Source organism: Agrobacterium sp. K11, from assembly GCF_059429395.1.
The window spans coordinates 162,007-174,773 of record NZ_JCAHRB010000010.1; the positions used below are offsets into that span (position 1 = coordinate 162,007).

At 57.1% G+C, this 12,767-nt stretch carries 8 protein-coding genes and 1 riboswitch; of the genes, 2 read left to right on the forward strand and 6 right to left on the reverse strand.

The genetic code is table 11. The features are described 5' to 3' along the window. Positions 1-21 precede the first annotated feature (21 nt). A riboswitch (cobalamin riboswitch) is annotated at positions 22-234 on the reverse strand. A gap of 777 nt (positions 235-1,011) precedes the next feature. From AC5SEO_RS19125 to AC5SEO_RS19135, 3 genes are all read right to left on the reverse strand, one after another. Then, positions 1,012-2,292, reverse strand: a complete 1,281-nt coding sequence (locus tag AC5SEO_RS19125; RefSeq protein ID WP_112401532.1) for a hypothetical protein — start codon at positions 2,290-2,292, stop codon at positions 1,012-1,014. A gap of 119 nt (positions 2,293-2,411) precedes the next feature. Further along, on the reverse strand, positions 2,412-4,352 hold the full coding sequence (locus tag AC5SEO_RS19130) for a glycosyltransferase family 2 protein (protein WP_495363934.1): 1,941 nt from the start codon (positions 4,350-4,352) through the stop codon (positions 2,412-2,414). 138 nt (positions 4,353-4,490) lie between these two features. Then, the gene (locus AC5SEO_RS19135) at positions 4,491-5,945 is read right to left on the reverse strand and encodes an HlyD family secretion protein (RefSeq protein WP_112401534.1); all 1,455 of its coding nucleotides are present in this window, start codon (positions 5,943-5,945) and stop codon (positions 4,491-4,493) included. Between the two features lie 1,019 nt (positions 5,946-6,964). On the opposite strand from AC5SEO_RS19135, the gene ggt reads away from it, so the two are divergent. Together ggt and AC5SEO_RS19145 are read left to right on the forward strand one after the other, a co-directional pair. After that, on the forward strand, positions 6,965-8,722 hold the full coding sequence (gene ggt, locus AC5SEO_RS19140) for a gamma-glutamyltransferase (RefSeq protein ID WP_112401536.1): 1,758 nt from the start codon (positions 6,965-6,967) through the stop codon (positions 8,720-8,722). 295 nt (positions 8,723-9,017) lie between these two features. Further along, positions 9,018-9,248, forward strand: a complete 231-nt coding sequence (locus AC5SEO_RS19145; RefSeq protein ID WP_003517125.1) for a BrnA antitoxin family protein — start codon at positions 9,018-9,020, stop codon at positions 9,246-9,248. A gap of 282 nt (positions 9,249-9,530) precedes the next feature. Here the strand turns inward: AC5SEO_RS19145 and AC5SEO_RS19150 are convergent, their stop codons facing one another. The 3 genes from AC5SEO_RS19150 to AC5SEO_RS19160 form a co-directional block, all read right to left on the reverse strand. Further along, complete coding sequence (locus AC5SEO_RS19150; RefSeq protein WP_019565834.1) at positions 9,531-10,430, reverse strand: sugar phosphate isomerase/epimerase family protein; 900 nt, start codon at positions 10,428-10,430, stop codon at positions 9,531-9,533. 133 nt (positions 10,431-10,563) lie between these two features. Next, positions 10,564-11,736 (reverse strand): Gfo/Idh/MocA family protein, encoded by a 1,173-nt coding sequence (locus AC5SEO_RS19155; RefSeq protein ID WP_495363935.1) that lies wholly within the window; start codon positions 11,734-11,736, stop codon positions 10,564-10,566. 20 nt (positions 11,737-11,756) lie between these two features. Continuing rightward, on the reverse strand, positions 11,757-12,680 hold the full coding sequence (locus tag AC5SEO_RS19160) for a sugar phosphate isomerase/epimerase family protein (protein WP_495363936.1): 924 nt from the start codon (positions 12,678-12,680) through the stop codon (positions 11,757-11,759). Positions 12,681-12,767: the final 87 nt, after the last annotated feature.

Genomic DNA, 12,767 nt, shown 5'->3' on the forward strand with positions numbered 1-12,767 from the left:
CACTGGGACACCCCGCCCGTGGACGTTATTTCACCAAAGGCAGGTCTCCTGGCTCACGGATCATCACTTCCGTCCGTCTTCCCGGGGTAAACCAGTGACATATTGGACTTCAGCTCGCCGCTTACAGTTGCGGGGGCAGCGTCGGCTTTTCCGCATGACACGGAGCACCGACTTCCCTCTTAGCCCCGGCACGTTGCGTGCAACGACTGGGGAACCTTAGGCGTGACGACCATATTGTAAGCCACGTCATCGGTCAACATCACATAACGATATCTTTATGTCCTTAAGTCTACGTTTCCATTGTCGGTTCCGACCGAGTAGGTTGCATTCGGCGTTGTCAGGCGATTCTTACATACGCGGACCTGGCCGTGGCAAACTAAAGATGAATCGTCGACTGTCGGTTCGATTCCGACAAGCGCAGGTAAGCATGCGTGATGACAGCTTCCGGGAAATAGTAGACGTCTCGCGCCACGCAGTTGAAAGGATCAGACCACACCACGAACAGTTCCTGGCGCGGGAGCAGCCTGGTGAAACCGGAGGCGCGCATGATTTCGGCTGCCACAGGCGTTTCAACGAAGCGGCCCCGCTGGAGGTTGGGATGCTATTCGGACATGCCCTACTGTGCCGGCGCAGCGCTATTTAAGGGATCGGCGTTTGAATTAAATAGCGAATGAGCGAAGGCAAGCACCCTTAAATAGCGGGCCGATAACATCACGGACGCGTATCCGCGACAGCATCGCCGAATCTGTGCTCGGTCCTTCGGACCGCCGCATGTCGTTGAAGGTGCACAGGAAGTTCCGATCCGCACCGGGCATCTGACAGGTCTGGCAGTGGGCGGTATTCGGCTTCGTTGATCGTACCGTTAGGCTTGAAACACTGGAACTGCCAGTCGGCAGTCAACGTTGCGGTTTTACGCTTTTCGCCGCTTTCAGCAGCGACATGCGTCCCAGTTTTCAATCTCCGGCGCAACGGCCTGGAGCAATATCCTTCTGCTGCCGCCGAGACGAACGATTATCCCTCACAAAGACGAATACAACCGCTTTTTCTAAGAAAAGGGTTCCAGCCTTTCGCTGCAAGGATTGCCCAGGCAGTAGCCCCGACATGCGGCAACCTGAAATATTTGAAGTCGGCAAATGTCGAGGTCGGCCCGATCATCAGCCCGGTCGTCAGTTCGTCCCCGACTGTCGCGTAGATCAGGTTATCGGGAGATATTTGTGCGGCAATGGTGGCAAGCAGCGCCTCGGCCCGCTCGGCATCGCCGACCTGCTGAAATGCCAGCGCGGCCTGGGCCGTACCTTCCAGCCACACACCATCCCGATCGTCGTTAAAATCAAAACCTCCCGCAACCGCATAATGCCGATCAACCCAATGCAGAACACGCCCACTGCGGCCCCGAAACTCCGGCACGGCGAGAATGGGCCAGAGCTCGGAATCTATTCCGGACTGGCTCGAGTTGGGTGTGTCGCTTCCGGGTAGGCTGCCGACGTAAAACCGTCCCTGCTGCTCATTCCACATCGCATCAAGAAATTTGCGTGTTTTGTCCCGCATCGCCTGCCAGGCGCGCGCTCCCTCAATTTCGGCGAGCCAACCCGCAACGGCATACACATCGAGATTATGTTCCGTCGATTTCCACTCGAGTTTGGCCGGTGCAGGCTCATGACCGAATGTGCCACCTGTGTAGCCGATATCGCGGACGCCCGCCGTATGCGCATCGATCCAGCGCATGAGTTTGGTCGCTGCCTGCACATAGGACGGATTGCTTAATCGTTCACTGGCAGTGAGAAGCGCAAGTGCCGCCCAGGCCAGGTTGCCCGTTGCGCTGCCGACCTGATAGTCATCCTCGACCCACGTCTTGCTGGCCTCACTCCAGAAACCGGGCAAAAGCATAGCATCATTTTCGTTCGCAACGGGGCCGGAACGGTAGGCGTTGCGCAGGCGGCCATCGCTGTAATAGCGATCGTTGTTGACGGCGAGCAGAAGCGCATCGGCAACCCTTTTTGCCTCGGTATCGTTGCCACAGGAAAAAAGGGCAATCGTCGCCAGGGCATTGTCATAGGTGAAACCCGCATTTGAAAGAGCGGGATCAAGCGCTTTGCCGCCGAGTGCAGGCTCAAAGCTCCGAAATACGAAGGGGGTGGTGGATTCGTCCATCTTCCCAACGAGACCCGCACACAAGCTCACAGCAAGGCGGTCGCGAACTGATCCGGAACCGGTGCGCCCATCGCCAGCAGCGACCACTCCTGTTGTGAAGCAGGTCATGAGACCTGTCGCGATGATCGATTTGACAGACATGAGTTTCCCGTTTGGTGGGCGCTTTTCCAAATAACTCCGCCTCTAGCTTGCGGTTTACGTCGAGCACGGTCCCGGGTTTGGCGCGAATTGTCTTAGCTGAAGGCCCTTGCGAGTAACATCTACATGGACTTCAGGAGGTCGCCCTGTTCCGCGACATTTTCGGGCGCATTGCGGAAAAGCAGCCTCAAGATTGCACGATGCTGGTCGGCAGTGGGGGTGAGAGTGAATTTGCCGGGCGTTTGCGACACCTTCGTTGCATCGATCTGCACCCAGCCCACCTCGGGCACATACAGGCACTCTGCCTCGGCGTAAGACCGGTTGCAGTCTTCCAGGGCCGCGGTTTCGGTCGAAAGCGCCACGATCCGTACCGCCTTCACCTCGCTTGCGCACCGCAATCGGCCTTCGAAATCCACCCCGATCGGCTCTTCCTTGTCGACATGTGGTAATTCAATGCAGCAGATGAGGCTGGTGAAGGCAATCACCATGGCGACGGCCGACCAGATGAGGTTGAGACAATCTCGCGCCGAAAATTCTACAGGGGCGTCCCATGCATAAACGGCGAGCAGAACTGAAACCGCGGAGGTGACGGTGACGATTGCGAAAAATAGCGCTGTGGGCCCGTGAATGCGCACCTGTGACCGGTCACCACCTTTCTCCGTGACTTTAAAGGGACGTCCGAAGGGTTTGCGCATAGCCTGAAACAAGGTGATGGTGATGGGAACAGCGGTCAGCGCATGCGTTACTTCGGTGAACAGCGGTAGGGTGCGTTTTCCCGATATCCAGGTGGAGTAGGCCCAAAACAAAGCCAGTGACGACAGTCCAAATTTCATGAACATCAGCTCGTCGGCCTGGAGGGCGGAAACGCCTGTCAGCCAGTAGATCGATGGTGCCAGCAACAGGCAGAGGATGAAAGGCTTCGACAGCCAGCAAAACAGCCCGTGCAGATATTGCAGCCTTTGTGTCAGCGTGAACTTGCCACGCCACAATGGTCCCGTCCGCAGAAGGCCGATCTGAATGGTGCCCAGGCACCACCGCGTGCGTTGCGTGATATATTCTGGCAGGCCCTCAGCCGATAGACCGACACTGAGTTTTTCGTTGAGCCAGCGTGTGACGTAACCTCGCTCCATCAGGCGGTAGGTCAGCAGCATATCTTCGGAAAGTGCATCATGCGGAAACCCGCCGAGCTCGTTGACCGCCGCCCGCCGCACGACAAAACTCGTCCCGACGCAGAAAGCGCAACCGACCGCGTCCTTGGCCGGCTGGAATACATCAAAGAATACACGTTGATCATCGACGAAGGAATTGCGGATGCCGAGGTTGTGCTGGATGGGGTCGCAATTAAAGTAAAATTGCGGTGTCTGCACAACTGCCACCTTGGGATCGGCGAAAAGACCGGTTACGCGACGAAGGAAGTTGGCCTGTGGCGCGAAGTCCGCATCCAATACCATGATGAAATCGGAAACCTGTGGCAGCGCATTGGTGTGTTCAAGTGCATTGTTCAGATTTCCCGCCTTGGCATGTCTATTGTCCGGGCGCGTCACATAATTGACGCCGACCGTCTCGCAATAGTCCCGCACTTCCGGCCTGCGCGTGTCGTCGCAGACAAAAACACGCAGCTGCGGATATTGCATGGCCTGGGCCGCGATAACCGACTTCTCAAGGACGTTCAAAGGTTCGTTGTAGGTGCAGATAAAGACGTCAACGAGTGGCGCATCGGGATTAGTTGCAATCGCGGCTTCCCCTCTATCAGCCAGAAAAGACCAGTCCGTCCGCCTCGTCAGGATCAGGATCGAGCCGATGGCGTAAAGAACGGAGATCAGCTCGAAGGTGAAATAAATGTAGTTCCAGGCAGTCTCCAGAGAAAGCTCGAAGGGTGGCAGCGTATCGGTGGCGCGCCAAAATATGTAAAGGCCAAGCGACAGCAGCATAATCGCACTGAAGGCCAACCGGTCCAGGACCCTGCGCGGGTCGGCCAGTATGGTAAACAGGATCGCGCAAAGGGCGATGACAAGATTGACGTAGAGTACCGACTGAACATCGCCATCAGGGCTGAAATACATCGACTTATCCTCATGGTTGGTCAGGCGCGCGGCACGCCGCGCGTGAATGAGGTTGCTTCGAGTGTCTTAAAGAGGTGGTGGGTCGCCTTGAGGGTTTGCATCGCACTCCCGCAGGGGCCCGTCCAATCCATGCGGGTGTCAGGATTGGGTGCGCGGTGCCTTTCCGGTGGCATCCGTATTGCCGAAAGGGTGCTGGGTGATGATATCGGGCTGATGTGCCCGGCCAGGCACGTCCGGCCGCTGTTGGGGCCACTCGATACCAGTGTGTGCGGATAGCGTATCACGCGACGTTTCGATCAGTGCCCATGCGGCCTGCCTGACATCCGGCAATTCGCTGACGGAGGTCTTTGCAAACTGGAACAGGCTGGCTGATGCTTCATGCACATAATTCCGGGTTTTGCCGAGCCACTCGCGCGGCAGGCTCACACTCACCCACGTGCCGACCGAACAGGCGCCGTTCTCGGTCAATTTTTCCTGTGCCCTGCTGTCCATGCGAATATAGGCGTAGAGCTCTCGCCGCTCTGTTGGTGGGAAGGGCACGGCATAATCGAGGTCGACACGTTCGGTAGTACGCGGCACCAGGCGCTCCACCACCCCATCGGATTCTTCTGCCCAGGCATCGGAACTCACCTTCACCCGAGAACCGACGGAAAGCGCCTGTGCCTGACGCTCTGAAAAAATCGCCACGACGAAAGCGTTGCGGCAGTCAAGCGCCTCCGCCAGCGTGTCGCCCGCAACCACTTCACGGCCGGTCGCAGCCACGGGCTTGTAGAGCGTCGTGCCCGGTGGAATGGCAAGATCGGCGCGGGTCAGTCTTTCAATACGTGCGCTCTCCGCCGATGCCAGCGTTTCGAGCTCGCTTTTGCGCGTCTGCATGGTGGTCATCTGCATCCGGATCTGCAGCAGATCTGCGGACCGTGTGCGAATTTCCTGCTGAAGATTTTGCAGCGATTGCAAATCGGAGCCGATATAGATGCCTTGGCGCGCGAAGTTCATTTCCTTGGTGAGTTTGTCAACGGCGACTTTGGCAGCTTGCAGCTTTGTATCTTCAAGTTGTATTGTGTCCGCTATATCCTCTCCGATTCCAGAATACATCCCCTTCGCCATCAGCTTCTGTTTTCGCGTGGCTTCCGCTTTTGCAATTCGGGTCGAATAGGTCACCATCTGCAAGGCTGCATTGGCTGCCTGTAGGTCAGATTCGGTTCTTTGCAGTAACGCCGCCTGCTGACTGGCAAGATCCCTGTTCAAATCGTCGATGCGGCTGGCATAGTCGCCAATAATTCCGTTCTTCTGGCGAAGTTCATTATCGAGTGCTGCCAATTGCACCTTCAGGCCGATGAGCGTGGTATTGTCGACCTTGTCGTTTTCAATAGCAGCCTTACCGTTCTTGTCGGATATCTTTACCACACCGCTGATCGGTGTTGTCAGCGGAATGACTGGTGCATTGATGAGGGCGCGGTTCGTCTGGGATGTGAAGACCGGCGGAAACACAGAAGATGAAAACACCGTGGCGACAACGCCAAGGACAGTATAGGAGGCCAGCTTCACCGACGCACTTTGGCGCACTTCTTTGTCTCTATTGCGGAACAGCATGATATCAACTCCTGTTTTGTTGAACAGCCTTTCCTCCCGCAGTATTAAAATAGTTCACTAAGTTTTTTTGCGACGCAACATCGTTAAGATTGCATTAATAAATTTTTCGATATCGCCTAAATCATAGGCATCTGCCAGCGTTGAAATCGCAAAAACTCGTCCACGAAAAACTACACACCTAAATTTCAATCGTTTCGTATCAGCTGTGCCTTTTAAATGGCATCTGGTTATTGAACGAGCTCTCACCCGGCCGCCTAATTTGCAACCTATAGGCGCGTCCGCCTACTTCAGGCAGCGTTGCGATTCTGATTTCCCATACCGGCTGGCGATACAGCCAGCGTCCACATGTCTGTGTTCGTGGTAAGTGGTTTGCTGGTTCGGATGATGCTGCCTGAAGGTGTGAAGCTATCTTCGCGTGATCGCGTCGCAACAGGCTCCCAACCCTGCTACCATCGATCCGTTCATCGTGCAGGGGTAATCATAACAGAAGGCTCGCTGCCGAAGGGACTGATTGCGACCTGAAGTGTTGCCCAAGGCTATCACTTTTCAAGCCTTAATAGCTCCCCTTAGTCAGTTATCGGAGCGCAAGCGATATTTTTCGAGCTTTTTCTTTCATCGGCTTGGAACGTCTGGCGAGGGGCCGCTCAATAAACCTCTCGAAAATATAAGCTGCTAAAGCCACCACCACAGGGAATATCAGCCAAAGCGCCATGTACGCGACATCCGTCTTGTCTAAGCCGCCAATTCTTCGAATGATAGGTCGACCCTTCGACATGATGGACATGCGGCGACACAGCCACCATAGTGCCGAAAAAGAGCGGCGCGCCAGACAGACGCTTAACAGCGGAGCGAGCCAACGGACGGGACTGAAATACCGGTGAAGACCGAAGCTTTGCGGCAGTCAAGGGAGAGTTCTGAAAATGGTCCGTGCCGTGGTCAATACAGGTTCGGCCTGCCTGCTGGCTCAGTTGAATGCCCTGCTACATTAACGAGTTGTACGTCGCTGGAGGATTTGGCTGATGAAAATGAAATTTCTCGGTGAGGCATTTTTCGCCTTGATGCTTTCCACCGCAGTCGCCTCCGCGCAGCAGGCGTCCGACACGGTGGCGCCCGAAAAAGCGACCGATATTGCGACTGCCAAACGCATCGAGGCAAAAAGCTTCATGGTAGCGGCGGCCAATCCGCTGGCGACTGAGGCAGGGCGTGATGTGATTGCCAGGGGCGGTAACGCCATCGATGCAATGGTGGCGGTGCAGGCCATGCTCGGCCTCGTTGAACCGCAGAGTTCCGGTCTCGGTGGGGGTGCCTTCCTGGTCTATTACGACGCAAAAAGCGGCAAGTTGACCACGTTTGACGGCCGCGAGACGGCGCCGATGGAAGCCACACCGAAGCTATTCCTGGATGACAAGGGTCAACCGCTAAAATTCATGGACGGAGTGGTCGGCGGCCGCTCTGTTGGCACGCCGGGAACGGTGCGACTTCTGGAGGAAGCCCACAAACGCTATGGAAAGGCCGAATGGGCAAGCCTGCTGAAGCCGGCGGAAACGCTGGCTACCGAGGGCTTTAAGGTGTCACCGCGTCTTGCCTCCCTGATCGCGTCCGAGGGAGACCGGTTGAAGAAATATACAGAACCCCGGTCCTATTTCTTTGACACCTCCGGGGCCGCCCTGCGGGCCGGCGTTCCTTTGAAGAACCCGGCCTATGCCGAGACGCTTGCGGCGCTCGCCAAAGGCGGCGCCGATGCCTTTTACAAAGGGCGAATTGCCGAGGCTATCGTCAAGACTGTGCGCGAGGCGGCCGACAATCCCGGCGTGCTGTCGCTGGCCGATCTTTCCAACTATCGGGTCGTCGAGCGCGAGCCGGTCTGCTTTGCCTATCGTGCTCTTGACGTTTGCGGCATGGGGCCGCCGTCGTCGGGCGGAATCGCCATCGGCCAGATGCTCGGTCTGGTGGAAAATTTTGATCTCAAGGCGCTTGGGCCAAAAAATGTCGACAGTTGGCGCATTATCGGCGACGCCCAGCGTCTCGCCTTCGCCGACCGCGAGCGTTACGTCGCTGACACCGATTTCCTGCCGCTGCCGATCAAGGGCCTGTTGGACAAGACCTATTTGGGCGAGAGGGCAAAGCTGCTCGACGGCGATAAGGCGTTGACCAACGATGCCGTCAAGGCCGGCGAGCCGGAATGGGACCACGCGCTTCTTTTCGGCCGGGATGCGGCGATCGAGTTGCCCTCCACAAGCCATTTTGTCATCGTCGACAAGGACGGCAACGTGGTCTCGATGACGACAACGATCGAAAGTGGCTTCGGCTCGCGTCTGATGACGAACGGCTTCCTGCTCAATAATGAGTTGACGGACTTTTCCTTCAAGACCCATGATGGCGGTCTGCCAATCGCCAACCGCGTTGAGCCAGGCAAACGACCGCGCTCCTCCATGGCCCCGACGATCGTGATGAAGAATGGCAAACCGCTGCTCGCCATCGGTTCGCCGGGCGGCAGCCAGATCATCGGCTATGTAGCGCAGGCGCTGATCGCCTATATCGATTGGGGCATGCCTGTAGAGGCGATCGTCTCCCAGCCGCATCTCATCAACCGCTTCGGCACCTACGACATCGAGGCCGGTACAAGCGCGGAGGGTCTTGCAGGGCCACTGAAGGCGCTGGGTTACGAGGTGAAACCGGGCGAGATGAATTCCGGTTTGCATGCCATCGAGATAACCGCCGAAGGTTTGATCGGCAGCGCGGATCCACGACGCGAGGGAGTGGCGGCAGGGGAGTGAAACGCTCCGCCAGCGGAAAGGGCATGAGAATAGGTCAACACGAAGGGTGTGTATCTCGCCAAGGGGCGCTAACACCTTGACAAGAACCTGCGGCCTCCCAATGCAATTGTGGATAACGGTGCACGATCTCTTCCAGATTGCGCGGGGGAGGCTGAGGGTTTATCGGCAGCAATTACGTTCTTCCGGCTAACCACTACACGTGGGTTGCGACCACCGCCGTGTTTGACATACAGCCTGCAAACAGAAACTGACAGGCTGCGCTGTTCGAGCGCACGACACAAGAGGATATATGACCATGGCAACACCCCGACGACCGTCCAATCCGAAAGACGCAGCCGAGGCGCTGTTCAAACCGGCAAAGAAGGTCGCAGCGCCAGCCGTTGAACGGCCTGCAATTCCTAACACCAAGGAGCTTGTATCATTGAAAATCGACAGCGATGTGCTCGCGCATTTTCAAGCCGACGGTCCGGGCTGGCAAGAGCGCATCAACGATACCTTGCGAGCCGCAATGAATGGGTCCAATTAAGCTCTTGAAGGGTCCCGACCACGTACTTCGTCATTAGCTGCCGCTTCTCGGCCTCGCGGCTCGTTGGGCAAGCGTGGCGCAATCATGCGCCATTCACAGTCAGCCCGGACCTCTGTCGAAACGAGAAGGCCTTCTCCGCGTTGAAGGCGCTCGTACCAGAGGTGGCCCAGTGAACGATCCCGCGACTGTGGGATAGCATCGAAAGGCCAGTTGATCTGGTCGAGCCACAAAAGCCTGGTCATATCGCAGGGCCTTTTCGACCACTCCGCGATTGCGGAGGAGTTATTTTGGCCAGTACTTGTTCACATACATCTGTGTCTCACGAAGCATGAAACGGGCACTGTCTTCGGCTCGGTCCTCCCAAGCGAAAACGCAATTTGAAAGGACACCGTCGAATTTCATGTCGGCAAGAGTTGAGAAGAATACTTCCCAGTTGATCTCACCTTGGCCGAAGTCGGTGTGTTGATGGACGCGCACCTTCGCTCCAGGCGGATTTACAATGTAGCGCAGTTGCGAAGACTTGTTATGGTCATAGGTGTCTGCGAGGCGCACATGTGCAAGAAGCCCCTCGGTCGCTCGCAGGTTAGCAACCATGTCGGGACCGTAGAAGAAGGTATGGGGCGCGATGAACGATGCCTTTACGGCCTTTGAATTGATCGTCTTGATGATATCGATGGCAGGGGCGATTTCCTCAATCCAGTCCTCTGGATGCGCTTCGAGCGAGAGGATCAGCCCTTCGCGCTCCAGAATTGGCACGAGGATATCCATCGCACGGAAAAACTGCCCCTCACACGTCTCCGGACGATGCAACCCACTGCGGTCATTCAGGCTTCGATCCGGGGATCCCCCTCGCCCGAACTCCGAGACCAACATCGGGCATTCCATCTCTGCCGCAATTTCGATGGCACGCTTCCAGTTCTCTATCGCCGTTTCCCACTCGTCTTGGTATGGGCTGGCCCAGCGGTACATTGGCTGCAGCGTTGCCAGGCCCACCCCATGGTCCTTGAGGGCCTTCTTGAAGCTCTTTACCCTCTCGGGATAAACCTTCGGACGCGTCCACCAGGAGAGAAAGTCCGGACGGGGTGAGAGCTCAACATAGTCGTATCCCAGCTCGGCGGTCTTTCGGCAAATTTCCTCCAGAGATAAATGACGGATCATGTGCGGATCGAGTGCGTGTTTCATCAAAACCTCCTGATAATATAAATTCGCCCCTTCACGGGAGCGTCGGTGCGGACAAGCATCGCTTGCTGGACCACGTCGCGTGGGTGGCAATCATTTATGGAGCTGCGCCAATGGTGCTGCTCCCTCCATCGCGCTACAGATAATCGACCCAGACCCCGCCGAGATCGGCGGAACGAACGCAGTTCTCAACCCAGCGAACGCCCTCAACCCCTGCCGCAATCCCCGGAAACCGGAGGCTCGCAAGGCGTTCGCCATCGTTTTCGTTGCGCGCCTCCATAGCGATAGCAAAGCGGTCGTAGAGGTTAGCCCAGGCCTCGAAGAGACCCTCCGGATGGCCTGCACCGATACGATCGTCGGCAAGTGCCTTTGCGTGCAGGTAGGCCATGCCACGCTCAAGAATGCGTACCGGCTCGCCCTGAACCTCAAATCGTAGCTGGTTTGGCTGCTCGTCCCACCATTCGATCGAAGCCTTTGATCCGACGACGCGCACCTTTTGTCCGTGCATGGAACCCGCATTGATGGCGCTCGACCAGACGGTGCCAAACGCGCCATTGTCATATTCCATCAGGGTCATGGCGTTGTCTTCGAGCGGTGCACGCGTCTTGACGAAGCTCTGCCGGGTGCACAGAAGCCGTTTGATACGGAGGTCGGGCAGGATGACCTCGGAAATATAAAGCGGATGTGTACCGATATCGCCGAGCACATAACTTGGGCCTGCGAATTTCGGATCGACGCGCCAGCGGGTCGCCGGGTTTTGAAGCTCGACAGCCTCGTTGTGAAACCCGTGGGCGAATTGCAGGTTGACCAGACGAATTTCCCCGAGCTCGCCGGCAGCAACGAGCTCGCGGGCATGCTCGATGACTTGGTGGCCGCTATAGCCGTAGGTCACTCCAACAATACGGCCGCGCTCTGCGGCGATACGCTGAAGATCCTCGGCCTCGGCCACCGTGAAGCACAGCGGCTTTTCACACACAACGTGCAGCCCGCTTTCCAGTGCAGCCTTGGTGATCTCGTAGTGGGTATTGTTGGGCGTTGCGATCGATACTGCCTCGATCCCATCCGGACGCTTTGCCTCCTCTGCGAAAAGCGCACGCCAGTCGGCGTAGCATCGCGAAGGCTCGAGCCCCAGTTCAACACCGAAGGCGCGGCCGCGCTCGGCATCGAGGTCGAAGGCGCCAGCGACCAGATCGAAGTAGCGATCACGCAGGGCGGCGCTGCGGTGAATATAACCGATCTGACTGCCGCGACCACCACCCACCATAGCCCAGCGAAGAGGTCGTTTTGTCTGACGCGTTCCGTAAATCATGAGGTTTCTGTCCCGGATTGTTAGAAGCCAGCCGACTTGAGATAGTCACGGCTGAGTTTTACGTCGGCGAGGCTACCGCCCGCGTTGCGCGGATCACGCTCCTGCTCAACGGTGATAAAGCCTTCATAACCAAGCTCATCAAGAAGGGCGCGAATGGCGGGATAATCGATACAACCCTTGCCAATGGGACACATGACCCCCTGCGCGCAGGCTTCAAAGAAGCGAATGTGCTCACCCATCACGCGTCCGAAGACGGCCCTGTCGATGTCCTTGAAGTGGATGTAGTCGAGACGGTCGGCGTATTTGCGCAGGGTTTGGACAGGGTCCATGCCGGCATACAAGGTATGGCCAGTGTCGAGGCAGAAACCGGCGACCTCCTGGGGTATGTCAATGGCGAGACGGGCAATCTCGTCCTCGAATTCGATGTAACCGCCGGCATGCGGATGAATGGTGGCGCGAACGCCATATTTCTCGCGGGCAAGAGCGGATATCGCCCTGATATTATCCATCATGCCGTTCCATGCCGCGTCATCGAGCCGGGGTGCCCTGTCGGAATGACCCGCCGCATAATCGCGTTCGTCGTGTCCCCAATCCATCACCGTCAGATAAGGTGCGGGAAATCGCTGGCCCGACGCCTTCGGCGGCGTCGGCAGACGGGTGATCAGAGCGCAAATCTCGTCCGTCTGGCGCAGCAGGCTATCGCGGCTTTCCTCAGCGACAAGATCATTGAAGATCGTTCCGGCGACGATATAGAGCCCTCGACTTGTCAGAGCCTGAGAGACCATGTCGATGTTCAGCGGAACATAACCATAGGGGCCAAGCTCCACTCCCCCATATCCGGCCGCCTTGACTCCATCGAATACCATTTCCCACGGCGGTAGGTTTGGATTGCGCACGTCATCGACGCCCCAGCAGCACGGTGCTGTGGTGACTGTTATACCCATAATATTCTGGTCCTTCCCTGGTGTCGCTCACTTGGTGGGCGACCCTCCCTGACGCAGAGATTTAGCTGGAGATCTCCGATTTACAAA

Bases quoted from the DNA above. Each gene is read 5' to 3' on its own strand.
- AC5SEO_RS19135 (WP_112401534.1), bottom strand. From the start codon at position 5,945: ATGCTGTTCCGCAATAGAGACAAAGAAGTGCGCCAAAGTGCGTCGGTG.
- AC5SEO_RS19155 (WP_495363935.1), bottom strand. From the start codon at position 11,736: ATGATTTACGGAACGCGTCAGACAAAACGACCTCTTCGCTGGGCTATG.
- AC5SEO_RS19160 (WP_495363936.1), bottom strand. From the start codon at position 12,680: ATGGGTATAACAGTCACCACAGCACCGTGCTGCTGGGGCGTCGATGAC.
- AC5SEO_RS19145 (WP_003517125.1), top strand. From the start codon at position 9,018: ATGGCAACACCCCGACGACCGTCCAATCCGAAAGACGCAGCCGAGGCG.
- AC5SEO_RS19150 (WP_019565834.1), bottom strand. From the start codon at position 10,430: ATGAAACACGCACTCGATCCGCACATGATCCGTCATTTATCTCTGGAG.
- AC5SEO_RS19130 (WP_495363934.1), bottom strand. From the start codon at position 4,352: ATGTATTTCAGCCCTGATGGCGATGTTCAGTCGGTACTCTACGTCAAT.
- AC5SEO_RS19125 (WP_112401532.1), bottom strand. From the start codon at position 2,292: ATGTCTGTCAAATCGATCATCGCGACAGGTCTCATGACCTGCTTCACA.
- ggt (WP_112401536.1), top strand. From the start codon at position 6,965: ATGAAAATGAAATTTCTCGGTGAGGCATTTTTCGCCTTGATGCTTTCC.